This is a genomic window from Amycolatopsis sp. Poz14 (assembly GCF_006704225.1).
GTDB lineage: Bacteria > Actinomycetota > Actinomycetes > Mycobacteriales > Pseudonocardiaceae > Amycolatopsis > Amycolatopsis nivea.
This window is the reverse complement of the sequence record NZ_JACLHD010000001.1, coordinates 5,166,644-5,190,352: the sequence shown is the minus strand read 5'-3', so window position 1 is coordinate 5,190,352 and position 23,709 is coordinate 5,166,644. Positions and strand designations below refer to the sequence as shown.

The following is a 23,709-nucleotide window of genomic DNA, read 5'->3' as shown; positions in this document are numbered from 1 at the left end:
GGGTCAGTTCTGGTCGGCTTCGGGGAACTCCGGCGGCGCCTGGAGGTCGTGGGCGCGGAACAGCACCGCGTGCGCCACCCCCATCGCCTTGCCGCTCATCGCCGTGAACTGCGGGATGAAGTCGGCGGGCGCGGGGTGGTCCGGAAGCGCGGCCAGGTACGCGGCGTGCGCCTCCAGGGAAGCGACGCCGCGCCGCAGCGGCTCTCCGGTGATGTCGACGCCGTGGGTCGCCCCGGAACCCGGAAGTCCCGGGACCAGGTACCAGCGCGCCGAATGCGGAGCGAGGCCCTCGTCGTCGATCTGCTCCGGGAAGACCCACCGGTTGCCCGCGTCGCGGATCGCGTCGAGGGTCGCGAGTCCGGCGGCGCGGTGGTCGGCCTGGTCGAAGCCGTACGGAGTTTCGACGTCGAATCCGCAGCCGAGCACGACGTCGGGCTCGAACCGGCGGATCTCGCGGGCGATGTCGCGGCGCAGGTCGAGGCCGTAGACGAGCACGCCGTCCGGGTGTTCGAGGACGGTGAGGCGCTCGACGCCGACGGCCGCGCACGCGTTGCGCTGTTCGGCGACGCGCAGGCGGGCCGTCTCCTCGGGCGGGTTCGGCATGCCTGCCTCGCCGCGGGTGAGCAGGAGGTAGCCGACCTCGATGCCGCGCGCCGTCCAGCGCGCGACGGCCGCGGACGTGCCGTACTCCATGTCGTCCGGGTGCGCGACGACGCAGAGCACGCGCCGGAAGGACTCCTCGGGCAGGGCAGGCAAGGTCATACCGGACATCTTCGCGCGCGGACGGCCCGCTGTCTGCGTTATCCGGGCTGATTCCGGTCCAGCCCGGCCACCGGGCCGAACACGATCACCGCCGGCGGGCGGACTCCCGCGGCCGCCGCTTCCTCGGCCACCGAGGCGAGCGTCGAGCGCAGCACCCGCTGGGTCCGCATCGTCCCGTCCTCGATCACCGCGACCGGCGTGTCGCCGGGGCGGCCGCCCTCGAGCAGGGCGGCGGCGAACTTCGGCAGCCGTTCGACGCCCATCATCAGCACGATCGTCCCGCGCATCCGGGCCAGCAGCGACCAGTCCACCAGCGACCGCTCGTCCCCCGGCGCGACGTGCCCGGACACGACGACCACCTCGTGCGCGACCCCGCGGTGCGTCACCGGCACGTCGGCCACCGCGGGCACCGCGAACGCCGAGGTGATGCCCGGGACCATGGTCACCGGCACGCCCGCCTCGGCGCACGCCTGGACCTCCTCGAACCCGCGCCCGAACAGGTACGGGTCGCCGCCCTTGAGCCGGACGACGAACTTGCCTTCCTTGGCCTTCTCGATGAGCGTCCGGTTGATCACGTCCTGGCTCGCCGCGCGGCCGTACGGGATCTTCGCCGCGTCGACGACCTCGACCTCCGGCGCGAGCTCGTCCAGCAGATCGCGCGGGCCGAGCCGGTCGACGACCACGACGTCGGCGCGCGAGAGCAGCCGCCGGGCGCGGACGGTGATCAGGTCCGGGTCGCCGGGCCCGCCGCCGACCAGCGCGACGCCGGGCAGCGTGCCTTCCGGATGCGGCTGGCGGCCGTCCTCGATGGTGCCCGCGTGCAGGCCGTCCAGCATCGAATCGCGGACCGCGGCCGAGCGGAGCGGCTCGCCGCCGGACAGGACGCCGAACAGGAGACCGCCGTGCCGCCCGGTCGCCGGGGTCACCGCCGAACCGGACTCGCCCTCGTCGGCGCGGACGCAGAAGACGCGTTCCCGCTCGGCCTCGGCACAGATCGCGGCGTTGGTCTCCGGGTCGTTCGTGCAGGCCAGCGCGTACCAGGCGTCCTTCAGGTCGCCTTCGGCGTAGCGGCGCTGATGCCACACCAGTTCGCCCGCGTCCGCCATCCCCTGCACCGACGGCGTCGTGTGCGGCGACACCAGTTCGACGCGGGCGCCCGCGCTGATCAGGCGGGGCAGCCGGCGCTGGGCGACGGAACCGCCGCCGAACACCACGACGCGGCGGCCGGTCAGGTTGAGGCCGGAAAGGTAGTGCGGGTCGTCCATGCGCGGAAGCATATGGGCGAGGCGCGGTCTCGCACGGCGAGCGTGGGTCATGCCACGCCGGAGTGTGGCTCAGGCCGCTGAGTCCGCCCGCGCGCTTCGCAATTCGGACATGTCACCGACGGGTCCGCGCATCGTCGCTCACTCCACCCGGAAGACCGGACCGCGCGGCACAAACGGCAGCCGAGCGCCGCGCGGAACCAGGAACGCGTGCTCCCGCAACGGCCGCACGTGGTCGCACTGCGCGTCGGTGATGATCAGCACCGGGCCGTCCGCCGGGAAATCCGGCGCGCGGCGCAGCAGGTCGACCCCGGGCTGCAGCCGGGTGCCGCCGCGGCCGCGGACCTTCACCCGGCCCGCGATGTCTTCCACCGCAAGGTATCCGGCGTCGTAAGCGGCCGCGTCGCAGAACACCACCCGGGCCGCCGGGACGTCGCGGGCCCGCGCGTACGACGCGATCGCGCCGAGCGCCTTGCCCAGCAGTTCCGCGTTCATCGACCCGGACGTGTCCAGCACGACGCCGAAGGTCGCGCGGCGGTCGACGCGTTCCGGACGGACCAGGCCCGGGCGCGGGATGTCCGGCGTCGCCGACTGACGGCGCGACGCCCGCGCGTAGCTGCGCACCGGCCGCTCGGCCCGGACGTGCTCGTCGAACCACCGGGCCAGCTGCGCGTCCCACGGCAGCGGCGGGTGGTCCAGCGCGCGGATCTCCTGTTCCAGCCCGAGCGGCAGCAGGCCGCGGCCCTGCGCGTGGTGATAGACCAGGCCCTGGCTGAGCGCGCGGCGGTAGAACTCGTCCAGGTCGACGCCGCCGGCCCGGTCGCCCTCGCGCCACGGCAGCGGCTTGGGTTCCGCGCGGCGCGAGGAGCGGCGGGCGGCGGTGTCCGGTTCGGACAGCCAGTCGCCGAGGACGTCGCCTGCCTCGCGGCCGCCCAGCGTGCGCAGTTTGCGGGCGCGGCGCAGGTCGGTGGTCAGCGTGTCGTACACCGATTCCGCGGACAGCCCGGCGAGCTGCGGATCGTGCAGCCCGTCGCCGGGCAGTTCGCCGACGCCGAGGACGACCAGCCAGCCGTTGATCACGTAGTCGCAGGCGACGTTCCACAGGTACGGGTCGCGGCCGAGCGCGCGGCGGTCGTGCCGGAGCGCGGCGTGCAGCATCTCGTGCGCGAGCACGAACCGCCATTCCTCGGCGGTCAGCGCGGCGTGCGGGTTGACGTAGATCTCGCCGTGTTCGGCGTCGACCGCCGCGACCGAGATGTCCCAGGCGCGGACCACCTCCGGATCGGCGATCAGCGTGAACCCGGCGGCCACCGCGCCCAGCAGCGGGAACGACGACGCGAACCAGCCCAGCGCGCGGTCCCACTCCCCCAGGGTCCGCCGGTGCCGGGTCTGGCCGCGCGCGTCGGCGGCCCGCTCCATCGCCTCCGTGGCCGAGGCGATCAGGCCCTGCGCGAACCGCTCGGTCCACGGCGCGGACTTCCCGTGGTACTGGACGTGCCAGCGGCTCGGCGGCTCCGCGAGCGCGAGGCACGGCCGGTCGCCGCCGGTGCCGAGCGCGCGGAAGACCTCTGGGACGCCGGTGTCGCGCCAAGAGCGGGCAAGGGAAAGCTCGTCCGTGCCGGGAAGTTCGGGCAGGAGCGTGAGCGGCGTCCCGACCCGCACCGCCTCCGCGAACCGGTGCACCGCAACGCAACACGCCGCGCTGTAGCTCGCGTCGACGGCGCGGTCAGCGGTGATCGCGTCCGCCTCGGCGAGCTGTTCCTCGTCCAGATGGCCGAGGCCGAGATGCAGCAGCAGATGCGCGAACACCCACGCCCACTCGGCGGGATCGGCGTCGCGGGCGCGGTTCGCGGTGACCAGTCCGGTGTCGGCGACAACGGCCCAGGACTCGGCGCCGGTCAGGCTGACGCGGTCCAGGCTCGCGCGCTCCGCGAGCCGCTTCAGCACGGTGTTCGCGCGGACCAGTGCCCAGCCCGCGTCGATCGCTTTGTTGCGGCGTTCCCGGAGGCGGGCGTCGGAACGGACACTGCTCATGCCCGAGCCGCCACCAGCCGCGGCAAATCGCGCGCGGCCTCGACCAGGAACCACGACGGCAGGCGCGGGTTGCCCGCCTCGTCATCCGCGATCACCAGCTGCGCCATCTCCAGCGAGATCTCCGCCAGTTCCACCAGCAGGCTCTTCGCGCGGAACGCGAACTGGCGCACCGCCGCCGACGCGTGCCGCTTGTCCGCGGGCAGGTCGCGGGCAAGCCGGACGCGGAACGTCTCGGCGAGGAAGTAGAGCAGGTCGCGCTCGTCCGGCTCGGCGGGCCAGCGCGCGTCGCCCTTGAGGATGGCTTCCAGGTCGTAGGCGTGCCGCGCGACCTTGAGGTACGACCGGAACGCTCCGGCGTGCTGCGGGGTGAGCGTGGCGTACGCGAGCAGCCCGGCGGTCTCGTCGTCGAGCGGATCGCCCGCCGAGTGCAGCAGGTCGGACAGCATGTGCCAGGACCGCGGCGTGGAGAACGGTTCCTCGGTCTTCGGCGGCTGGCTCCACAGGTGGTCCGGGCGCTGGGTCAGGTACTCGACCACCGCCGGGTGGATGTCGTGGCCCGCCGCCCAGGCGAGCCAGTCGCCCGCCGACGCGCGCAGGTGGAGGTGGACCAGCCGGTTCACCAGCGCCGAGGCCATCGGCCGGGCGAGCGCCTGGTCGGTGGCGCGGTTCCCGGCGCCGATCACCACCGAACCGGGCGGCAGCTCGTAGGAGCCGATCCGGCGGTCGAGGATCAGCGAATAGAACGCCTTCTGCACGTCCGGGGACGCGGCGTTGAGCTCGTCCAGGAACAGGCAGTACGGCTCGTCGCGGGCGATCTGCTCCGGCGGGCAGAACCGGCTGCGGCCGTCGGCGATCTGCGGGACGCCGATCAGGTCCTCGGGCGCGAGCTGGGTGCCGAGCAGCGACACGCATTCGAGGCCGAGCGCCGCCGCGAATTCCCGGACCAGCGACGACTTCCCGATTCCGGGCGCGCCCCAGAGGAAGACCGGCCGGACGACGGCGGTCGTGAGCAGGATGTCGGGCAGCTGGGCAGGCGTGACCGTGAGCTGGGCGTGCACAACGCGGACCTTTCCGGTTTCAGGACATCCACGTGCGACGCCCGTTTCGTGCCGTTATCGTCCCGCGCCCGGCCCGCTGCCCGCATCCGGTTTTTTCAGCTCCGCGCCGCCGTCGGGTACGGCAGGAGCGCCATCTCCCGTGCGTTCTTGATCGCGGTGGCCACCTGTTTCTGTTGCTGCGGCGTCAATCCGGTGACCCGGCGGGCCCGGATCTTGCCGCGGTCGGAGATGAATTTCCGCAGCAGGTCGACGTCTTTCCAATCGACCTGGGTGATTCCGGCCGTATGGAAGGGATTCGGGCGGCGGCGCGGCGTGCGGTCCGGTTTGGGCACGGCGATCACCAGCTCGACTTCGAGACGCCGGGCAGTTCCCCGTTGTGCGCCATCTGCCGCATGCGCACCCGGGACAGCCCGAATTTCCGCAGGTATCCGCGCGGGCGGCCGTCGGCGGCGTCGCGGTTGCGAATCCGCGTGCGGCTCGCGTCGCGCGGCATCCGTTGCAGCGCAACCACTGCGTCCGCCTTCTCGTCGGCCGAGGCGGACGGCGACGCGATCACCGCCTTGAGCGCGCGCCGGCGTTCCACATACCGCGCGGCGATCACCTTCCGCTGCTCGTTCTTCGCGATCTTCGACTTCTTCGCCATCAGCGTTCTTCCTTGAATTCGACGTGCTTGCGCGCCACCGGGTCGTATTTCCGCAACACCATCCGGTCCGGATTGTTGCGGCGGTTCTTCTTGGTGACATACGTGTAGCCGGTGCCCGCGGTCGACCGCAGTTTGACGATCGGCCGGATGTCGGTGCTTTTCGCCATCTAGAACTTCGCTCCCTTCGCGACGAGATCGGCGACCACGGCGTCGATGCCGCGTTTGTCGATCGTCTTCATGCCCTTCGCCGACACCTTGAGCCGCACGGTGCGGCCGAGGCTCGGCACGTAGTAGCGGCGCGTCTGCAGGTTCGGCTCCCACCGGCGCGACGTGCGGCGGTGCGAATGCGAGACCTGCTTGCCGTAGCCCGGCTTGCGGCCGGTGACCTGGCACACGGCTGACACGGACCCTCCCAAGTTGATAGTGACATTCATGTTCAACTACGCTCGTCACCGTACCCCGCCCCGTCGTCTGGAGATCCAGTGCCCCAACGTCCGCGTGTCCCGCTCGTGCTCTGCAGCGGGATCGCCCGCACCGGCGACCTCGCCGCGCTCCTGCTCCGCGCGAGCCCCGGCACCGCCGTCGTCCACCACGACCTGCGCGACATCGGTTCCGGCGTCGTCCGCCGCCGGATCCTGCTGCGCGGGCGCGACGAGCTGACCCCGCTCGAACTCGCGCACGGCTGCGTCAACTGCACGCTGCGCGAGGACCTGCTGCCGCTGCTGCGCCGGCTGGCCCGGATGCCGCAGGTCGACCGCATCGTGGTGCGGCTGGACGAGGCGATGGAGCCGGAGCCGGTGAGCTGGGCGATCCGCAACGTGCTGGTCGGCGACCGCCCGGTGAGCGACGACGTCGAACTCGAAGCGGTGTTCACCGTGCTGGACTGCGCGACCTGGCTCGCCGACGTCACCGGCGACGACCTGCTCGCCGAGCGCGGCCTGCAGGGCAGCCCCGAAGACGAGCGGACGGTCGCGCAGGTCGCACTGTCCCAAGTGGAATCCGCGGACGTGCTCGTGCTCGCCGGAGCCGCGCCGGACGCGTGGTGCGCGGCCAAATCCGCCGCGGTGCTGGACCGGGTCGCGCCGTCCGTCCCGCGCGTCGAGCTGGCCCGCACCGACGCCGCCGGGCTGTTCGCCGCGATCCCGGCCGACGCCCGCCGCGGCGAGGTCACCGACCTGCACGGCGCGTTGCTGCGCGGCGCTCCGCCACTGCACCCGGACTGCGGCATCGAACTGCTGCGGTTCACCGCGCAGCGCCCGTTCCATCCGGAGCGGCTGCACGAGGCGATCGACCTGCTGCTCGACGGCGTGGTCCGCACTCGTGGCCGGGCCTGGGTGGCGAGTCAGCCGGACGTCGCGTTCTGGATCGAATCGGCGGGCGGCGGGCTCGGCATCGGGCACGCCGGCCCGTGGCTCGCCTCGCCGGACGGACCGGACTGGGCCGACGTCTCCCCCGAACGCCGCACGCTCGCCTCGCTGCGCTGGGACCCGGTGCACGGCGACCGCGCGCAGGAGCTGGTGATCGTCACCGACCAAGCCGCTCCCGCGGAAATCGAGAGCGCGTTGCAAGCCGCCTTGCTCACCGACGCCGAACTCGCCGAAGGCGAAGCGGCCTGGCGCGCCTACCCCGACCCGTTCGGGGACTGGCACGAGGACCCCTGCGAAGAAACCGAAGAACCCGACCGGCACGCGAACGCCGCCAACCAGAAGGACGAAACCCTGTGAAACCCGGCATCCACCCCGACTACCACCCGGTGGTCTTCAAGGACTCGTCGACCGGCGACGCGTTCCTGACCCGCTCCACCGCCACCTCCGACCGGACCATCGAATGGTCCGACGGGAACACCTATCCGCTGGTGGTGGTGGACATCAGCTCGTGGTCGCATCCGTTCTGGACCGGCACCCAGCGGATCCTCGACTCGGCGGGCCAGGTCGAGAAGTTCCACCGCCGGTACGGGCAGCGCCGCGCAGGGGGTGCGCGCTGATGGCCGTCCCGAAGCGGAAAATGTCCCGCAGCAACACCCGGTCCCGCCGCTCGCAGTGGAAGGCGGCGGCGCCGGACCTGGTGCCGATCGTCGTGGACGGCGAGCGGAAACTGGTGCCGCGCAAGCTGATCAAGCACTTCCAGCGGCTCGAGCGGTGAGCGTCCCGGTCACTGTCCTTTCCGGATTCCTCGGCGCCGGGAAAACCACGCTGCTCAACCGGATCCTCGCCAACCGCGAGGGCCTGCGGGTCGCGGTGATCGTGAACGACATGAGCGAGGTCAACATCGACGCCGCGCTCGTGCGGGACAGCGTGTCGCGGACCGAGGAGCGGCTGGTCGAGATGACCAACGGGTGCATTTGCTGTACCCTGCGCGAGGATCTGCTCGACGAGGTCGCCCGGCTGTGCGACGACGGCCGGTTCGACCACCTGCTCATCGAGTCGAGCGGCATCTCCGAGCCGATGCCGGTCGCGGCGACGTTCTCCTTCCCCGCCGACGACGGCTCCCCGGTGCTGTCGTCGGCGCGGCTGGACACGATGGTCACCGTGGTGGACGCGGCGAACTTCGCGCGCGAACTGGCGCGCGGGGACAGCCTGGCCGAGCGCAGGCTGGACCAGTACGAGGGCGACGAGCGGACGGTCAGCGACCTGCTGATGGACCAGGTGGAGTTCGCCGACGTGCTGCTGCTGAACAAAACCGACCTCGTCACCCCGGCCGAACGGGACCGGCTGCTCGCCTCCCTGCGCCGCCTCAACCCGGCCGCCGACGTCGTGTCCGCCGAGTTCGGCCGGGTGCCGCTGGAGCGGGTCTTCGGCACCGGCCGGTACGACGCCGAACGCGCGCAGGAAGCGCCGGGCTGGGTGGCGGAACTGAACGGCGATCACGTGCCGGAGACCGAGGAGTACGGCATTTCCAGCGTCGTGTTCCGCTCCGCGCGCGCGTTCGACCCGGTGCGGTTGTGGGAGTTCGTGACCTCGCGACTGGACTCCGGCGAGTTCGGCACGGTGCTGCGGTCGAAGGGATTCTTCAGCCTCAGCACTCGGCCGGGCACGCTCGGGCTGTGGTCACAGGCAGGCAGCGTCGCACGGTTCGAACCACAGGGCGTTGCTGACGGGCCCAGGCAGGAGCTGGTGCTCATCGGCATCGGACTCGAGCACACCGCGCTCCTCGACGCGCTCGAAACCTGCCTCTCCGACAGCCTCGCCACCGACGACCCGTTCCCCGAATGGGAACCGGTCCGCGTCCACTAAGGACAGTTCCGGCTCACGGCCGCACCACCGTGAGCCGGAACCGGCCACCTACCGCAGCCGCGTGCTCCACCGCCTCGCCGACCGCGGACAGCGCGAACTCGTCCACCGAGAACTGCGTCAAGTCCAGCAGTCCGCATCGGGCCAGCGCGATCAGCTTCGGCACCGCGTCGCGCGGGTACATCCACCGGCCCCGCACCGTCACGCTGTTCAGCATCAGCCACGGGTACGGCAGCGCGAGGTCGTCCCCGATCCCGCCCATCAGCACCACGCGGCCGAACTCCCGGACCGTCATCGCGGCCGCGCGCACGGCGGTGACCGACGCGGACGGCGGCAGCAGATCCAGCACCAGATCCACTGGTCCCGCCACGGAGAGCATGGCCTCGCGGTCCTCGTCTTCGTTGCCGCTCACCACGACTGTCCGGACGCGGTGGCCGAAGCGCCGTTCCAGATCGGCCAGCGCGGACCGGTTCCGGCCCGGCGCGATCACCTGACCCGCGCCCATCGCGAGCGCCACAGCCACCGCCGCCCCGCCGTACGTGCCGGTCGCGCCGCTCACCAGCACCGTTTCCCCCGGCTGCAATCCGCCGTCGAGCAGTCCGCCGTACGGCACCAAGCAGATCCCGAGCGCGGCCCACCGGCCCGCGTCGGCCTCGTCGATCTCGCCCAGCGGGGCCGCGTTCTCCGTCGGGACCATGATCTGCTCGGCGAACCCGCCGTTCCGGAAATGGCGCTGCAGAGCCAATCCCCCGTCGCCGCGCGCGGTCAAACCTTGCAGGACGACGTCCGGCGTCACCGCGTCGTCACGAGAGCGGACCGTCGGATCGCAGCGGACCCAATCGCCCGGCCGGAGTTTCGTCGCGTCGGGGCCGACTGACCGCACCCGGCCGACCGCGCCGGTGCCCAGGATCGCGGGCAGTTCCAGCGCGTACCGCCGGGCGCCGCTGACCACCTCGGCGGTGTAGTGCAGCACCGGCGCCGCGACGACGTCCACCACCACCTCCCCGGTGCCCGGCACCGGCTCCGCGACCTCCTCGACCGACAACGGGCGCCCGAATTCCCTGAGCACAGCAGCCTTCACCGAATCCTCCTTCGCCCCGCTCCCATCGTCGGCACAAACGGGAAGGGCAGCCAGGAGTCCGTCGCTACCAGGATGGTTCGTCCGTTTCGCACGAGTTGAACAGGCTAGGTTTATCAGTCTAGGCTGTCGATTGTGGCGGACCGGACGATCGACACCCAGGCACGGCACGGCGGGCGCTACAAGTGGGTCGCGCTCTCCAACACGACGCTCGGCGTGCTGATGTCGGCGCTGGACGGGTCGATCGTGATCATCTCGCTGCCGGCGATCTTCCGCGGCATCGGGCTCGACCCGCTGGCCCCGGCCAACATCGGCTACCTGCTGTGGATGATCCTCGGCTACCTGCTGGTGTCCGCGGTCCTGGTGGTGACGCTCGGGCGGCTCGGCGACATGTTCGGCCGCGTCCGGATGTACAACATCGGGTTCGTGATCTTCAGCGCCGCCTCGGTGGCCCTGTCGTTCGACCCGTTCCACGCGGGCGGCGGGGCGCTGTGGCTGATCGGCTGGCGGGTGGTGCAGGCCGTCGGCGGCGCGATGCTCACCGCGAACTCCGCCGCGATCCTCACCGACGCCTTCCCGCGCGAACAGCGCGGAATGGCCTTGGGCGTCAACCAGATCACCGCGCTGGCCGGGCAGTTCCTCGGCCTGGTCGCGGGCGGGCTGCTGGCCGAACTCGACTGGCGCGCGGTGTTCTGGGTGAGCGTGCCGTTCGGCATTTTCGGCACCGTCTGGTCGATCCGCAGCCTGCGCGAGATCAGCACGCCGCAGCGGTCGCGGATCGACTGGGGCGGCAACGTGACCTTCGCGCTCGGCACCGCGGTCATCCTCGCCTCGATCACCTACGGCATCCAGCCCTACGGCGGCGCGGCCACCGGCTGGGGCAACCCGTGGGTGCTCGGCGGGCTCGGCGCCGGGATCGCGCTGCTGGCGGGGTTCTGCGTGATCGAGACCAAAGTGCCGTCGCCGATGTTCCAGCTGTCGCTGTTCCGCATCCGCGCCTTCACCGCCGGGAACCTCGCGGCGCTGCTCACCGCGATCGCGCGCGGCGGGATGCAGTTCATGCTGATCATCTGGCTGCAGGGGATCTGGCTCCCGCTGCACGGCTACGACTACGAGCAGACCCCGCTGTGGGCCGGGATCTACCTGCTGCCGCTCACCGCCGGGTTCCTGATCGCGGGACCGGTGTCCGGCTTCCTCTCCGACCGGTTCGGCGCGCGGCTGTTCTCCACCGGCGGGCTGCTGCTGGTCGCCGGGTCCTTCCTCGGACTGCTCGCGCTGCCGGTGGACTTCAGCTACCCGGCGTTCGCGCTGCTGCTCGTGCTGAGCGGGATCGGCCAGGGCATGTTCTCCGCGCCGAACACCTCGGCGATCATGAGCAGCGTGCCGGACAACCAGCGCGGCGTCGCGTCCGGCATGCGCTCGACGTTCCAGAACTCCGGGACGTCGCTGTCCATCGGCGTGTTCTTCTCGCTCATGATCGCCGGGCTGGCCGGATCGCTGCCCGCGACGCTCACCGGCGGGCTGCAGGCGCACGGCGTCCCGGCGGACGTCGCCGCGAACATCGCCCAGCTGCCGCCGGTGAGCACCCTCTTCGCCGCGTTCCTGGGCAGCAACCCGGTGGCGCACCTGGTCGGCCCCGGCGTGCTCGGCCAGCTCTCCCCCGCCGATTCCGCCGCGCTGACCGGCAAGGAGTTCTTCCCCACCCTCATTTCCGGGCCGTTCCACGACGGACTGGTCACCGTGTTCGTCGCGGCCGCGGCGATGGCGCTGGTCGCCGCGCTGGCGTCCGCGTCGCGGGGGAAGCGGTACTTTCACCAGGACTAGGTCAGTCCATGGTGAGCACGATCTTGCCGTGGATGTTCCCCGCCTGATAGGTCCGCATCGCTTCGGCGGCTTCGGCGAGCGGGAAGGTCGCCATGATGCGATGCGTCAGCTCGCCTTTCGCGTACAGGGCCGCCAACCGCGCGAGGCGAGCCGCCGAGCGGTCGTTCACGGTGAGCTTGATGTCCAGCTCGTCGGCGCGGTCGTGCTCGACCAGGGTGAGAATCCGGGACCGGTCCTCAATGAGGTCCAATGTGTACTCCAGCGCGACGCCGCCGACCCCGTCGATCGCCGCCGTGACGCCGTGCGGAGCCACCCGTTCGACGAAATCCTCGCTGTAGGCAAGGGGAATCGCCCCGAGTGCCCGCACCTGCTCGTGCCACGCCGGACGCGCGACGCCGAGCACCTTCGCGCCACGCAACCGGGACAGCTGCACCGCCATCGCCCCGACGGAGCCCGCCGCGCCGTGCACCAGCACCGTGTCGCCGGGACCGACGTTGATCCGCTCGATCGCGATCTCCGCCGTCTGCGCCGCCGCGGTGAACGCGCCCGCGACCTCCCACGGCATCTCCGGCGGCTTGGGCACCACCTGGTCCGCTCCGGCGACGACCAGTTCCTGATACGCGCCCAGCCGCCCGAAGCCGAGCACCTCGTCGCCCGCCGCGAACCCTTCGACGCCTTCCCCGACTTCGTCGACGATTCCGGCGAACTCGTTGCCCGGCACGGTGAACGCGCCCGGTTCCGGCACCGGGATGAGTCCCGCGAGCACCGCGATGTCGAACGCCTGCACCCCCGCCGCCTTCGCCCGGATCCGGACCTCCCCCGGCCCGGGACGCGGTTCCGCCACCTCCTCCAGCCGCAGCACTTCCGGCCCGCCCAGTTCGCGGAACCCCATCGCCTTGCTCATCGCCGCCTCCAGCGCTCGTGTCGATCACCGCCAGTGTTCGACATCAAGCGGACTTGACGTCAAGCCGAGAGGGTCGACCGGCGCCGCGAGATCGGCTAGGTTGATCAGCGATGACTACCGGGACGGCCTCGCGCCACTCACGGATCGGCTACCCGGTGCTCTCCTGAGCGCCGCGCGGGCCCCGCCTGCTTCGTCGTGTTGACAGCCACCTCAACCGACGACAGGAGAATTCATGCCCGACAAGACTTTGCGGATCCCCACCCCTGACGGCCAGGCCGACGCGTTCGCCGCGTTCCCCGCCGACGGCGAACAGCACCCCGGCGTGCTGATGTACGCCGACGGCTTCGGGATCCGGCCCGTAATCCGCGAGATGGCCCAAGAACTGGCCGGACACGGCTATTACGTGCTCGTGCCCAACTACTTCTACCGGCACGGCCCGGCGCCAGTGCTCGAACTTCCGGAGTTCATCGGAGCGGAGGAGCGTCCCGGCGTTTTCGCTCGTGTGCTGTCCATGATCGAAGCGCACACCCCCCAACTGGTCCTTCGCGACGCCGCCGCTTATCTCGAATTCCTCGCCGCCCAGCCCGAAGTCAGCGCCGGACCGGTCGGGGTCACCGGCTATTGCATCGGCGGCCTTCTCGCGGTCCGCACCGCTGCGGCCCATCCGGATCAGGTGGCCGCCGTCGCCGGATTCCACGCCCCGGTCGGCGCTGCCGGGCCCGAGGTCTTCTCCCGGATCACCGCGGAAGCGCACTTCGGCCACGCGGAATCCGATCTGACGACGGAAACTCTCGCCGAACTCAACCGCGCACTCGATGCCGCAGGGGTCAGTTGCACGTCCGAGATCTACCCCGGCACGGTCCACGGCTTCACCATGGCCGACACCGACACGTTCGATCCCGCCGCGCTGCGGCAGCACTGGGAAAACCTGGTGCCGCTCCTCGGACGCGCCTTGCCCCGCGGCTGAGGGCCTTGAACAGCTGACCCGGCGCACCGGTCCGGAATCACGACCGGGCGCCGGGTGCGGCCACTACTCGACCCACCACCAGCCGTCGCCGACCTCGACCGCGGGATGGAGGGCGCAGCCCAGGCCGTCGTCGAGGTAGTCGTGCGAGTCGATCACCACGCCGGGCATGTACTTCTCCGGGGAACCGTCGAAGTGCGCGTATCCGGCCGAGCACGCGAGAAACCCCTTCCAGACGCGGATATACCACACCCGCGGGCCGTTCCCGGTGTCGATCGACAAGACGTCTTCGGGCAACGGCTCGGTCGGCACGCGGTGTTCGGCATCGCGCAGCACGGCGGCGTACTCCGACCGGTGCATCGCGTACCAGGTCGTGGCATGGAAGTGCACCCAGTTGACACAGACCATCAGCGCGATCACCGCGGCGGTGGCCACCGCCCACCCGGCCGTGCCGCGTCGGCCCAGCCTGCGCGTCGCCATCCGCGCGCTGACTGCGGTCCCGATCGCGGCGAGCAGCCACGCCGGAGCGAGGTACAGGATCTCGGGCAACGGAATAGCCCGGCCGAGACCGACGGCGAAGTACTTCACCGCGGCCAAGGGCAGCCAGCCGCACCCGAAGACGACTGCAGCCCGCACCAAACCCGGTCTTCGATTTTCCTCGGAACTCCCCACGATCCCTGGACGGGCGACCGGCCGATCGGTTGCGCTACTCCGAGGACGGCGTGTACAGCGCGCCGAGGAACTCCACCAGCAGCCGCTCCCGCAATGCTTCCGGCGCAACCGCCAGCAACGCATTGACCGGAGCCATCCGCTCCGGCAACCCGCCACCACCCGTCAGGCCCGCCGCAGCGAGCAGCCCACCGAACTGCTCAGACGTCAACGTTTCCGGGTCCAACGCGGCCACGAACGCGGCGACGTCCGGATCGACCCGCACCGAGCCTTCCGTCCGCGCCGCCTCGACCGAGGCCGCCAGGTCGGCGAGGAATTCCGGCTCGCTGCCGTGGTTCGCGGCGGTGACGGTGAGGTGCAGGTTCAGCGGGGAAGTCCCGTGCGCGAACTGCGGCTGGACGTACCAGCCGCGTGCCTTCATCTCGTCGGCGACGGTGAACAGGTCGAAGCCGTCCGAGCCGGTGAACGCGACCAGCGTCGACACCGGCTCGCCCAGCACGCGCAGGCCCGGAATCGAAGCCACGCCAGCACGAATCCGTCCGACGGCTTCCCGCGTCCGCGAGGCCAGTTGGAGGTAACCGTCCTCGCCGAGGTGGTGCACGACGGCCCACGCGGCGGCGAGCGGACCGCCGGAGCGGGTGCTCTGCAGCGTCGGGTTGAGCATCGTGTAGCCGGGCCAGGCCGCGCTGGCGAAGTAGTGAGTGCGCCGGAGTTCCGCCGAGGCGTGCAGCAAGACCGAGACACCCTTGGCGCAGTAGGCGTATTTGTGCAGGTCCACGGAAATGCTGGTGACGCCCGGAACGCGGAAGTCGAACGGCGGCAAGTCCGCGCCCAGCTTCGCGAAGTACGGCAGCACCCAGCCGCCGATGCACGCGTCCACGTGCATGCGCACCCCGCGTGCCGAAGCGGCGGCGGCGATCTCCTCGATGGGGTCGACGACGCCGTGCGCGTACGACGGCGCGCTCGCCACGACGAGCACGGTCGAGTCGTCGATGGCCGCGGTCATCGCCGCCGGGTCCGCGCGGAAGGTCTCCGGATCGACCGGCACCACGATCTTCCGCACCCCGAACAGATGCGCGGCCTTGTGGAACGCGGCGTGCGCGGTCTCCGGGAGCACGATCGACGGCGAAGCGAGGTCCGGCCGCGCGTCGCGGGCGGCGAGGACCGCGAGCAGACACGATTCGGTGCCGCCGGACGTCACCGTGCCGACCGTCTCCGGCGTCCCGCCGAGCAGTCCGGCCGCGCGGGCGACCAGGTCGTTCTCCATCCGCAGCAGGCTGGGGAACGCGGTCGGGTCGAGTCCGTTGGCGGAGCTGGCCAGCGCGTGCGCGGCGGCGGCGATTTCGTCCACTTCGGACAGTCCGCTGTCGTACACGTAGGCGAGCGTGCGCCCGCCGTGCGTCGGCAGGTCGCCGGAGCGGAGTTCGCGCAGCCGCGCCAGTACGTCGTTCACGCCTGCTTCTCCAGGACCGAACGGCGCAGCAGCGGGATGCCGAGCGCGATCAGCACCGCGGGCAGCACCGACGCGCCGATCACGATGGCGGTGATCGCCGAGTGCGGCTGCGGGACGGCGGTCGTGCCGGTGCTCGACACGTAACTCCCGCCCTGCAGCACGAGCCCGAACAATCCCGGCCCGAGCGCGAGCCCGAGCGTTTCGGACGCGGTCCACACGCCGGCCGTCACGCCCGCCCTGGTCTCGCCGGTCCGCTCCTCCTCGGCGCTGATCAGGTCCGGCAGGATCGCCAGCGGGAACACCGAAATGCCCGCGTAGCCGACGCCGGCGAGCGCGACGAACACCAGCGTCGCGGCGAACGGGAGCCGGTCGGCGAAGTACATCGCCACGAGGCCGACGAAGAACGACGTGGTGGCGATCCGGAAGCCGGCGAGCTTGCCCCAGCGCGCGCCCACCCGCGGCCAGAGCGGCATGGTGACGAGCGCGGGCCCGACGAAGCCGACGAACAGGTAGGTGCGGTAACTCGGGTCGCCGAGGACGTGCTGCGCGAAGTACGGGATCGCGGCCAGCACGGTGCCGATGCCGAGCGCCTGGATGAAGTAGACGCCCATCAGCCACCGGAACGAACGCCACTGCGCGATGGTGCGCGCCAATTCCTTGAGCCGCACCGTGTTGGGCCGCAGCGAGCCGACCGGCGCGCCCTTCAGGCCGAAGTAGACGCCGAGCGTGGCGGCCAGGATGATCACCGCCATCACCAGGCCCATCACCCGGTAGCCCGCCACGCCGGGCAGCAGGTCGGTGATCGCCGGGGCGCCGCCGCCGGACACCAGCACCGCGACCGCCAGCACGCCGATCCGGACGCTGGTGAGCTTCGTGCGTTCCTCGGCGGAATCGGTCAGCTCGGCCGGAAGCGCGTTGAACGGCACCTGGAAGAACGCGTACGCGGTGGCGCACAGGAAGAACATCACGACGACGTACGTCGCGTCCCACACCGGCGTGCCGAAGCCGGGATGCGCGAACAACGCGAAGAACAGGATCGCGACACCGATCCCGCCGCGCAGCAGGAAGCGCCGCCTGCTGCCGGTGCGCGCGAGGTCGGCGTCGGACAGCCGCCCGGCGACCGGGTTGAAAACCACGTCCCACGCCTTGGGCACGAACACGATGATCCCGGCCGCCGCGGCGGGCACCGCCATGGTGTCGGTCAGGTACGGGAGCAGGAGCAGCCCGGGCACCGTGCCGAACCCGCCGGTGACGAAGGAGCCGAGCGAGTAGCGGAATCTCGTGCGGCGGGACAGCGACGCCAAAGGTCCTCCTCCAAGGCGGAACGACGAACGCATGCCTAATGGATCTTCGCCGGTTCCGGGTAGTGGTCGGGAGGAATCGTGCCACCGTCGTGATGCACTGGCCGTACCGGGCCGACTACCGCCTCGTGAGCGGCGGTGCCGGTTCTGACCGGCCTCGCCGCTCACGAGCTTCTCTCGTCAGGACAGCGCTTTCGCCGCCTTCGCCAGCGACCCGGCGTCCCCGCGCAGCAGCAGCGTCGTCACCACCGTCGCTTCCCACGCCGCCAGCTCTTCGCGGATCTTCTCCGCGGGGCCGATCAGCGAAGTGTCCTCGACCAGCGAAGTCGGGATCGCCTTGACCGCTTCTTCCTTCCGCCCCGCCAGGTACAGCTCCTGCACCTTGTCCGCCACGTCCGCGTAGCCGAGCCGGGCGAACACGTCGTGGTGGAAGTTCACGCTCTTCGCGCCCATCCCGCCGATGTACAGCGCCAGCGCCGGCTTGATGAAGCTCGCCGCCTCCTCGACGTCGTCGTGCACGATCACCGGCACCGACGCGGCGACCTCGAACCCGTCCAGGCCGCTCCGCCGCGCGCCCGGGCGGGCGAAGCCCTCCTCCAGCGCGGCCCGGTAGAAGCCGTCGGACTTGGGCGAGAAGAACAGCGGCAGCCAGCCGTCGCAGATCTCCGCGGCCAGCGCGACGTTCTTCGGGCCTTCGGCGGCGAGGTAGATCGGCAGGTCGGCGCGCAGCGGGTGCACGGTCGGCTTGAGCGGTTTGCCCAGTCCGGTCCCGCCCTTGAGCGGCAGCTGGAAGAACTGCCCGTCGAGGGTCACCGGTTCCTCGCGGGCCAGCACCTTGCGCACGATCTCGACGTACTCGCGCGTGCGCGCCAGCGGCTTCGGATACGGCTGGCCGTACCAGCCCTCCACCACCTGCGGCCCGGACGCGCCCAGCCCGAGCACGAACCGTCCGCCGGACAGGTGGTCCATGGTCAGCGCGCTCATCGCGGTCGCGGTCGGGGTGCGCGCGGACATCTGCACGATGTTGGTGCCGAGCTTGATCCGGCTGGTCGCCGCGCCGACCCAGGCCAGCGGGGTGAACGCGTCCGACCCGTACGCCTCGGCCGACCACACCGAGTCGAATCCGAGCCGTTCGGCTTCGAGCACGGTCTCCTGCGCGCCCGGGATCGGCCCGCTCCCCCAGTACCCGAGGTGAAAGCCCAGCTTCATCAAGCCCTCCTGATCTCGAAGCCCGTGCAGGGCTCCTTCCGGGAAGCAGAGTCCCGGAAGGAGCCCTTCACGGCACGTCCGGCGAGTAGTGCTCCGGTTTCCCGCGCTCGGCGAGCGGGGGAAGATTGCGGCGCGGGGTTTCGACCGGCGGCGTCCCCGGGGCCAGTTCGCCGCGGGCGCGCCGCCAGCCCGCCCGTGCCCGCGGATGGTAGCGGCGGTCGTGCGGTAGCAGCGAGAACGCCGCGTTGATCAGCTTGCCCACGCGGCGGTGCCGGCGGGCGTCCCGTGCGGTCCAGCGGTAGCCGAGCAGGTCGCGCACTTCCGGGTCGTACAGTCCGACGGTCAGCCACACGAACTGTTTCGCGATGATCTTCGCGACCGGTTTCCACAGCGGATCCGGAAGCCACGGCAGGAACGGCGGTTTCGCGATGCCGCGGAGGTCGAGGACGTCGCGGGTGGCCTTGTTGTCCTCCAGCACCTCGGCGCACATGTGCTTCCAGTACCGCTGGAAGTCCTCCCACGATTCCGGCACCGGCCGCATCGTCATGTCGTACATCCGCCACCAGCGCACGTGCTCGTCGAACAGCGTGCGCTTCTCCTCTTCGCCGATGCCGCCCATGAAATGGTCGGCGATCAGGACGGTGCTGACGAAGAACGTCGAATGCGCCCAGTAATACGTGTCCGGGTCGAGCGCGTGGTAGCGGCGGCCTTTCGCGTCCACGCCCTTGATCCGGTCGTGGTAACCGCGCACCTCCAGCGCCGTGCGGTGCGCGAGCGGGCCGTCGTAGACCACGCCGCCGATCGGGTACAGCGACCGGAACAGCCGCTGCCAGCGCTCCTCGAAGAACCTCGAATGCTCCTCGACGCCCGCGCCGAGGCCCGGGTGCATGTTCTGCATCGACCCGGCCCACAGCGCGATCAGCAGCCCGCGCCAGTCTCCGAAGTACTTCCAGGTCAGCGAGTCCGGTCCCAGCGGCTCCGGTGCGTCCCTCATCGCGGCTCCTCGGCGGGTCGGCGAAGTGACTACAGCTGTTGTCAGGTTAGGATGTGACAACATCTGTGGTCAACTCGGGACGGGAGCGGGGCATGCCGGGCCGCACGTGGGCGGGCACGACGCTGGACGACCGCAAGGCCCAGCGCCGGGCCCAGCTGCTGGCCGCCGGGCTCGACCTGCTGGGCGCGCAGGGCAGCGCGGCGGTGAGCGTCCGCGCGGTGTGCCGGTCGGCGAAACTGACCGAGCGGTACTTCTACGAAAGCTTCGCCGACCGCGAAAGCCTGGTCGCCGCGGTGTACGAGGACGTCGGCGACCAGGCGAGGAAAGCGTTGGCCGACGCGGTGTCCGGCGAAGCCGATCCGAGCCGCCGGGCCGAACGCGCCGTGACCGCGTTCGTGGAGCTGGTGCTGGACGACCCGCGCAAGGGCCGCGTGCTTCTGCTCGCGCCGCTGACCGATCCGGCGCTGACCCAGCGCGGCCTGCACCTGCTCCCGGCGTTCACCACGCTTGTCGGCGAACAGCTGTCGCGCGGCGACGAAACCGGCCGCCAGCTGGTGGCGATCGGTCTCGTCGGCGCGCTCAGCAACGTGTTCATCGCTTACCTCGACGGCACGCTGAAGGTGAGCCGCGAGCGTCTCGTCGAGCACTGCGTGCAGCTCGTGCTCGACGCGGACGCTTTCGACCCGGGGGCTCACTGAGCGGCTGCCCGCTCGTCGCGCAGCCGCAGCGCGATGTCGATGATCATGTCCTCCTGACCGCCGACGTAGCGTTCCTCGCCGACCTTGTACAGGATTTCGTGCGCCGGGACGCCGTAGCGCTCGGCGGCGCGTTCGGCGTGCAGCAGGAAGCTGGAGTACACGCCGGCGTAGCCCTGGATGATCGACGACCGGTCCATCACCGGCAGCCGGGTCAGGTACTTCTTCACCACGTTCTCCGCGGCTTCCATCAGCACGTCTTTGTCCACGCCGGTCTTGATGCCGAGCCGCTCGAACGTGGCCGCCAGGACCTCGGTCGGCGAGTTGCCCGCCCCCGCGCCGAGCGCGGCGAGCGAACCGTCGATCTGCCGGGCCCCCGCGCGGTACGCGAGCACCGAGTTGGCGACGCCGAAGCTCAGGTTCTGGTGCCCGTGGTAGCCGACCTGGGCGTCGTCGCCGAGTTCCGCGACGAGCGCGGCGACCCGGTCGGACGCGTCGTCCAGGATCAGCGCGCCCGCGGAGTCCACGACGTACACGCACTGGCAGCCCGCGTCGGCCATGATCCGGGCCTGCTTCGCGAGGTCCTCCGGCGTCGACATGTGCGACAGCATCAGGAATCCGACGGTTTCCAGGCCGAGATCGCGGGCCGCGCCGAAGTGCTGGATGGACACGTCGGCCTCGGTGCAGTGGGTCGCGATCCGCACCGCGCCCGCGCCGAGGTCGGCCGCCGCGCGCAGGTCGGTGACCGTGCCGAGGCCGGGCAGGAGGAGCACGGCGATCTTCGCCTGCTTCGCCTCGTCGACCGCGGCGGCGATCAGCTTTCGCTCGTCCACCAAGGAAAAGCCGTAGTTGAAGGTCGAGCCGCCGAGGCCGTCGCCGTGGGTCACCTCGATCAGCGAGATGCCCGCGTCGTCGAGCGCGCGGACGGTGTCGCGGACCTGCTGTTCGGTGAACTGGTGCGCCATGGCGTGGCTGCCGTCGCGCAGGGTGGTGTCGACCAGCCGGACGTCGGTGTTGTTCACGCGGCCACCTCCTGAGCGGCGAAGAGGTCGCCGACGCGCGCGGCGGCGGCGGTCATGATGTCGAGGTTGCCCGCGTACTTGGGCAGGTAGTCGCCGTTGCCCGCGACCTCGAGGAAGACGCCCACGCGGGCCTTGCCGCTCCAGTCCGGGCGCGGCGGGTCGAACTGCGGGTCGGCCTTGAGCGTGTAGCCCGGCACGTACTGCTGGACGTCTTTCACCATGCGGTGCACGGATTCGCTGATCGCGTCGAAGTCGGCGTCCGGGTCGACCGCGCAGAACACCGTGTCGCGCATGATCATCGGCGGGTCCATCGGGTTGATGATGATGATCGCGCGGCCCTTGTCCGCGCCGCCGACCTTCTCGATCGCGTGCGAGGTGGTCTCGGTGAACTCGTCGATGTTCGCGCGCGTGCCCGGTCCGGCCGACCGCGACGACACCGACGCGACGATCTCCGCGTACGACACCGGCGTCACCCGCGAAACCGCGTGCACGATCGGGATGGTCGCCTGGCCGCCGCAGGTGATCATGTTGACGTTGCGGTCGGTCAGCTGGTCGGGCGGATTCACCGCCGGGCAGGTCAGCGGGCCGACCGCGGCGGGCGTCAGGTCGATCGCGCGGATGCCGGCCTCGGCGTACCGCGGCGCGTTGGCCTTGTGTGCCTTCGCCGACGTCGATTCGAACACCAGCTGCGGCAGTTCCGCGCGCGCCAGCAGCCAGTCGACGCCCTCGGCGGACGTCTCGAGCCCGAGCTTCGCGGCGCGGGCGAGCCCGTCCGACGCCGGGTCGACGCCCACCATGTAGCGCACTTCCACGTGCTCGCTGCGCTGGAGTTTTGCCAGCAAGTCCGTACCGATGTTGCCCGGGCCGACGATCGCGGCCGTCACCTTGCGTTCCGCCATGCCGCCACGGTGCTCGCCGGGATGGGGCACACTCAACCCATGCGTACCACTGGACGGAACGGCGACGGGCTCGTGACCGCGCGGGTCGCCGCCGTGCTGGAAGCCTTCCGCCCCGGCGACGACGCGCTCGGCGTGTCCGAGCTGGCGCGCCGGACCGGGCTGGCGAAGACGACCGTGCACCGGCTCGCCGGGCACCTGGCCGACACCGGCCTGCTGGAACGCGACGGCACCTCGGTCCGATTAGGACTGCGGCTCTTCGAGATCGGCCAGCTCGCGGTGCGCCGCCGCGGCCTGGTGGAGGCGGCTCGGCCGTATCTGGCGGATCTGCGGGAGGCCACGCGGAACACGGTGCATCTGGCGGTCCTGGAAGGCACCGAAGTGGTGTACCTGGACGTGCTGCGCGGGCCGGACGCGCCGGATCTGCCCTCGCGCACCGGCGGGCGGTTTCCCGCGCACGCGACCGGGGTCGGGAAGGCGATCCTGTCCTGCTCCCCCGACGACGTCGTGACGCGCGTGATCGACGCCGGGCTGCCCCGGGTCAGCCCGCGAACGATCACCGCGCCCGGGCTGCTGCGCCGCCAATTGGCGCGGATCCGCGAGGACGGGATTGCCTTCGAGCGCGAGGAATCCGGCGTCGGCGTGGTCTGCGCGGCGAGCCCGCTAGTCGACGCGAACGGACTCGCCGTGGCCGCGGTGTCGATCTCCGGATGGGCAACGCGGATGCGCACCGAACGCGTCGCACCCGCGGTGCGGACGGTGGCACTGGCGTTGTCGCGGACGGTTTCCGAGACCTGATCAGCCCTTGCTCATCCGGAGGATCAACGCGGCCGCATCCTCCGAAACGGCGGCGGTCGCCATCGTCAGCGCCTCCCTGACACTGCGCCCTTGCCGTTCCGCGAGCAAAGCCAGCATCTTGGTCAGACGGGATCGCCTTCGAGCGCGAGGAATCCGGGGTCGGCGTCGTCTGCGCGGCGAGCCCGCTGGTCGACGCGAACGGACTCGCCGTGGCCGCGGTGTCGATCTCCGGATGGGCAACGCGGATGCGCACCGAACGCGTCGCACCCGCGGTGCGGACGGTGGCACTGGCGTTGTCGCGGACGGTTTCCGAGACCTGATCAGCCCTTGCTCATCCGGAGGATCAACGCGACCGCATCCTCCGAATGGCCCTCCGGAGTCAGCACCTCCTGCAACAACAAACCACGAATCGCCGCGACGGCAACAGTCGCCATCGTCAGCGCATCCCTGGCACTCCGCCCCTCGCGTTCCGCGAGCGAAGCCAGCATCTTCGTCAGGTCGTCCAGCGACTCGACCAGCTCGCGGAAGTCCTCCGGCCGGTACGCCGCCAGCCCTGCGACATGAAAGAACCCGCGAACCCGAGACAGCTGCTCCGGGCGGGTATAGGTCCGCCAGATCGCCACGACGAACTCGTCGAAGGTGCTGTCGCGAGCCGTCTCGAACAGTGCCTCGTTGTCGCGGGTTCGCTGCGCCTTGAGCATCGCCGCCAGGACCCCCGGCAGCGATCCGAAGTGGTAGCGCAGCAGGGCATGACTGGTGTCGGCCCGGGCGGCGACCTCGCGCAGCGAGACCTCCGGTGAGGGAAGCGTCCCGTCGAAGGCGTCGAGAAGCCGCGCCAGAAGACGCTCGCGGGCGTCGCCCTGGGGTTCCGTGCTTGACAAGGTCACCTCCGCAGTTTATCCATTGGAAAAGA

Annotated in this window: 26 protein-coding genes and 1 pseudogene; 9 read left to right on the top strand and 18 right to left on the bottom strand. The window is 71.0% G+C overall.

The genetic code is table 11. From position 1 onward, the window contains the following. Positions 1 to 3 precede the first annotated feature (3 nt). From FKO37_RS24620 to rpmB, 8 genes are all read right to left on the bottom strand, one after another. Positions 4 to 771 carry a PIG-L deacetylase family protein gene (locus tag FKO37_RS24620; RefSeq protein WP_238605900.1) on the bottom strand — a complete coding sequence of 256 codons (768 nt, stop codon included), beginning with the start codon at positions 769 to 771 and terminating at the stop codon, positions 4 to 6. A gap of 29 nt (positions 772 to 800) precedes the next feature. Further along, on the bottom strand, positions 801 to 2,027 hold the full coding sequence (gene cobA, locus FKO37_RS24615) for a uroporphyrinogen-III C-methyltransferase (RefSeq protein ID WP_037806542.1): 1,227 nt from the start codon (positions 2,025 to 2,027) through the stop codon (positions 801 to 803). Between the two features lie 138 nt (positions 2,028 to 2,165). Beyond that, positions 2,166 to 4,058: a hypothetical protein gene (locus FKO37_RS24610; protein WP_238605899.1), complete on the bottom strand. Its 1,893-nt coding sequence runs from the start codon at positions 4,056 to 4,058 to the stop codon at positions 2,166 to 2,168. Then, positions 4,055 to 5,116 carry an AAA family ATPase gene (locus FKO37_RS24605; RefSeq protein ID WP_238605898.1) on the bottom strand — a complete coding sequence of 354 codons (1,062 nt, stop codon included), beginning with the start codon at positions 5,114 to 5,116 and terminating at the stop codon, positions 4,055 to 4,057. Before FKO37_RS24605 ends, FKO37_RS24610 begins: the two co-directional genes overlap by 4 nt. Positions 5,117 to 5,211: 95 nt before the next feature. Continuing rightward, a complete protein-coding gene (gene rpsR / locus FKO37_RS24600) occupies positions 5,212 to 5,457 on the bottom strand; it encodes a 30S ribosomal protein S18 (RefSeq protein ID WP_037805702.1) in 246 nt (81 codons plus the stop codon). Continuing rightward, a complete protein-coding gene (rpsN, locus tag FKO37_RS24595; RefSeq protein WP_037805700.1) occupies positions 5,454 to 5,759 on the bottom strand; it encodes a 30S ribosomal protein S14 in 306 nt (101 codons plus the stop codon). Before rpsN ends, rpsR begins: the two co-directional genes overlap by 4 nt. Beyond that, a complete protein-coding gene (rpmG, locus tag FKO37_RS24590; RefSeq protein WP_037805699.1) occupies positions 5,759 to 5,926 on the bottom strand; it encodes a 50S ribosomal protein L33 in 168 nt (55 codons plus the stop codon). Before rpmG ends, rpsN begins: the two co-directional genes overlap by 1 nt. Then, positions 5,927 to 6,163, bottom strand: a complete 237-nt coding sequence (gene rpmB / locus FKO37_RS24585) for a 50S ribosomal protein L28 (protein ID WP_009078885.1) — start codon at positions 6,161 to 6,163, stop codon at positions 5,927 to 5,929. It lies immediately after the preceding gene. Between the two features lie 78 nt (positions 6,164 to 6,241). On the opposite strand from rpmB, the gene mrf reads away from it, so the two are divergent. Genes mrf through FKO37_RS24565 form a run of 4 tightly spaced genes read left to right on the top strand, consistent with a single transcriptional unit; the run spans position 6,242 to position 8,992 of the window. Further along, positions 6,242 to 7,483 (top strand): ribosome hibernation factor-recruiting GTPase MRF, encoded by a 1,242-nt coding sequence (gene mrf / locus FKO37_RS24580; protein WP_134727465.1) that lies wholly within the window; start codon positions 6,242 to 6,244, stop codon positions 7,481 to 7,483. Beyond that, positions 7,480 to 7,743: a type B 50S ribosomal protein L31 gene (locus FKO37_RS24575; RefSeq protein ID WP_134727464.1), complete on the top strand. Its 264-nt coding sequence runs from the start codon at positions 7,480 to 7,482 to the stop codon at positions 7,741 to 7,743. Before mrf ends, FKO37_RS24575 begins: the two co-directional genes overlap by 4 nt. Beyond that, positions 7,743 to 7,901 carry a 50S ribosomal protein L32 gene (rpmF, locus tag FKO37_RS24570; RefSeq protein ID WP_037805693.1) on the top strand — a complete coding sequence of 53 codons (159 nt, stop codon included), beginning with the start codon at positions 7,743 to 7,745 and terminating at the stop codon, positions 7,899 to 7,901. The genes FKO37_RS24575 and rpmF overlap by 1 nt, the downstream gene beginning before the upstream one ends. Then, positions 7,898 to 8,992, top strand: a complete 1,095-nt coding sequence (locus FKO37_RS24565) for a GTP-binding protein (protein ID WP_238605897.1) — start codon at positions 7,898 to 7,900, stop codon at positions 8,990 to 8,992. Before rpmF ends, FKO37_RS24565 begins: the two co-directional genes overlap by 4 nt. A gap of 13 nt (positions 8,993 to 9,005) precedes the next feature. Here FKO37_RS24565 and FKO37_RS24560 read toward each other — a convergent pair whose 3' ends face one another. Continuing rightward, a complete protein-coding gene (locus FKO37_RS24560) occupies positions 9,006 to 10,070 on the bottom strand; it encodes a zinc-binding dehydrogenase (protein WP_238605896.1) in 1,065 nt (354 codons plus the stop codon). Between the two features lie 132 nt (positions 10,071 to 10,202). Here FKO37_RS24560 and FKO37_RS24555 point away from each other — a divergent pair, with 132 nt between their 5' ends. Continuing rightward, the gene (locus FKO37_RS24555; RefSeq protein ID WP_308196545.1) at positions 10,203 to 11,891 is read left to right on the top strand and encodes an MFS transporter; all 1,689 of its coding nucleotides are present in this window, start codon (positions 10,203 to 10,205) and stop codon (positions 11,889 to 11,891) included. Position 11,892: 1 nt separating this feature from the next. On the opposite strand, the gene FKO37_RS24550 is transcribed toward FKO37_RS24555, so the two are convergent. Beyond that, entirely contained in the window at positions 11,893 to 12,795 is a 903-nt protein-coding gene (locus FKO37_RS24550; RefSeq protein ID WP_238605895.1) for an NADP-dependent oxidoreductase, read from the bottom strand. A 232-nt stretch (positions 12,796 to 13,027) separates the two neighbouring features. Here FKO37_RS24550 and FKO37_RS24545 point away from each other — a divergent pair, with 232 nt between their 5' ends. After that, positions 13,028 to 13,762, top strand: a complete 735-nt coding sequence (locus FKO37_RS24545) for a dienelactone hydrolase family protein (RefSeq protein ID WP_238605894.1) — start codon at positions 13,028 to 13,030, stop codon at positions 13,760 to 13,762. A 63-nt stretch (positions 13,763 to 13,825) separates the two neighbouring features. Here FKO37_RS24545 and FKO37_RS24540 read toward each other — a convergent pair whose 3' ends face one another. The 5 genes from FKO37_RS24540 to FKO37_RS24520 form a co-directional block, all read right to left on the bottom strand. Then, positions 13,826 to 14,395 (bottom strand): hypothetical protein, encoded by a 570-nt coding sequence (locus tag FKO37_RS24540; protein WP_238605893.1) that lies wholly within the window; start codon positions 14,393 to 14,395, stop codon positions 13,826 to 13,828. A 70-nt stretch (positions 14,396 to 14,465) separates the two neighbouring features. Continuing rightward, complete coding sequence (locus FKO37_RS24535; RefSeq protein ID WP_238605892.1) at positions 14,466 to 15,881, bottom strand: aminotransferase class V-fold PLP-dependent enzyme; 1,416 nt, start codon at positions 15,879 to 15,881, stop codon at positions 14,466 to 14,468. Beyond that, positions 15,878 to 17,185, bottom strand: a complete 1,308-nt coding sequence (locus FKO37_RS24530) for an MFS transporter (RefSeq protein ID WP_037805686.1) — start codon at positions 17,183 to 17,185, stop codon at positions 15,878 to 15,880. The genes FKO37_RS24535 and FKO37_RS24530 overlap by 4 nt, the downstream gene beginning before the upstream one ends. Before the next feature lie 177 nt (positions 17,186 to 17,362). Beyond that, positions 17,363 to 18,391, bottom strand: coding sequence for an LLM class F420-dependent oxidoreductase (locus FKO37_RS24525; RefSeq protein WP_134661635.1), 1,029 nt, complete (start codon positions 18,389 to 18,391; stop codon positions 17,363 to 17,365). 67 nt (positions 18,392 to 18,458) lie between these two features. Next, positions 18,459 to 19,385 (bottom strand): oxygenase MpaB family protein, encoded by a 927-nt coding sequence (locus FKO37_RS24520; RefSeq protein ID WP_238605891.1) that lies wholly within the window; start codon positions 19,383 to 19,385, stop codon positions 18,459 to 18,461. Positions 19,386 to 19,477: 92 nt separating this feature from the next. Between FKO37_RS24520 and FKO37_RS24515 the strand changes: the two genes are divergently transcribed. Then, positions 19,478 to 20,083: a TetR/AcrR family transcriptional regulator gene (locus tag FKO37_RS24515; RefSeq protein WP_238605890.1), complete on the top strand. Its 606-nt coding sequence runs from the start codon at positions 19,478 to 19,480 to the stop codon at positions 20,081 to 20,083. Here the strand turns inward: FKO37_RS24515 and dmpG are convergent. Both dmpG and FKO37_RS24505 read right to left on the bottom strand, forming a co-directional pair. After that, positions 20,077 to 21,102 (bottom strand): 4-hydroxy-2-oxovalerate aldolase, encoded by a 1,026-nt coding sequence (dmpG, locus tag FKO37_RS24510; protein WP_308196544.1) that lies wholly within the window; start codon positions 21,100 to 21,102, stop codon positions 20,077 to 20,079. The two genes, FKO37_RS24515 and dmpG, sit on opposite strands and share 7 nt — an antisense overlap. Beyond that, positions 21,099 to 22,001: an acetaldehyde dehydrogenase (acetylating) gene (locus FKO37_RS24505; RefSeq protein WP_037805678.1), complete on the bottom strand. Its 903-nt coding sequence runs from the start codon at positions 21,999 to 22,001 to the stop codon at positions 21,099 to 21,101. The genes dmpG and FKO37_RS24505 overlap by 4 nt, the downstream gene beginning before the upstream one ends. Positions 22,002 to 22,040: 39 nt before the next feature. On the opposite strand from FKO37_RS24505, the gene FKO37_RS24500 reads away from it, so the two are divergent. Both FKO37_RS24500 and FKO37_RS24495 read left to right on the top strand, forming a co-directional pair. Beyond that, positions 22,041 to 22,796: an IclR family transcriptional regulator gene (locus FKO37_RS24500; RefSeq protein ID WP_037805676.1), complete on the top strand. Its 756-nt coding sequence runs from the start codon at positions 22,041 to 22,043 to the stop codon at positions 22,794 to 22,796. Positions 22,797 to 22,921: 125 nt separating this feature from the next. Further along, positions 22,922 to 23,116, top strand: a pseudogene (locus tag FKO37_RS24495) (IclR family transcriptional regulator C-terminal domain-containing protein); the annotation flags it as partial. On the opposite strand, the gene FKO37_RS24490 reads toward FKO37_RS24495, so the two are convergent. Then, entirely contained in the window at positions 23,117 to 23,683 is a 567-nt protein-coding gene (locus FKO37_RS24490; protein ID WP_134661639.1) for a TetR/AcrR family transcriptional regulator, read from the bottom strand. Positions 23,684 to 23,709: the final 26 nt, after the last annotated feature.

Coding starts and splice junctions, on each gene's coding strand:
- FKO37_RS24525 (WP_134661635.1), bottom strand. CDS start 18,391: ATGAAGCTGGGCTTTCACCTCGGGTACTGGGGGAGCGGGCCGATCCCG.
- FKO37_RS24520 (WP_238605891.1), bottom strand. CDS start 19,385: ATGAGGGACGCACCGGAGCCGCTGGGACCGGACTCGCTGACCTGGAAG.
- FKO37_RS24505 (WP_037805678.1), bottom strand. CDS start 22,001: ATGGCGGAACGCAAGGTGACGGCCGCGATCGTCGGCCCGGGCAACATC.
- rpmF (WP_037805693.1), top strand. CDS start 7,743: ATGGCCGTCCCGAAGCGGAAAATGTCCCGCAGCAACACCCGGTCCCGC.
- FKO37_RS24545 (WP_238605894.1), top strand. CDS start 13,028: ATGCCCGACAAGACTTTGCGGATCCCCACCCCTGACGGCCAGGCCGAC.
- FKO37_RS24500 (WP_037805676.1), top strand. CDS start 22,041: ATGCGTACCACTGGACGGAACGGCGACGGGCTCGTGACCGCGCGGGTC.
- rpmG (WP_037805699.1), bottom strand. CDS start 5,926: ATGGCGAAAAGCACCGACATCCGGCCGATCGTCAAACTGCGGTCGACC.
- cobA (WP_037806542.1), bottom strand. CDS start 2,027: ATGGACGACCCGCACTACCTTTCCGGCCTCAACCTGACCGGCCGCCGC.
- FKO37_RS24515 (WP_238605890.1), top strand. CDS start 19,478: ATGCCGGGCCGCACGTGGGCGGGCACGACGCTGGACGACCGCAAGGCC.
- FKO37_RS24610 (WP_238605899.1), bottom strand. CDS start 4,058: ATGAGCAGTGTCCGTTCCGACGCCCGCCTCCGGGAACGCCGCAACAAA.
- FKO37_RS24620 (WP_238605900.1), bottom strand. CDS start 771: ATGTCCGGTATGACCTTGCCTGCCCTGCCCGAGGAGTCCTTCCGGCGC.
- FKO37_RS24550 (WP_238605895.1), bottom strand. CDS start 12,795: ATGAGCAAGGCGATGGGGTTCCGCGAACTGGGCGGGCCGGAAGTGCTG.
- rpsN (WP_037805700.1), bottom strand. CDS start 5,759: ATGGCGAAGAAGTCGAAGATCGCGAAGAACGAGCAGCGGAAGGTGATC.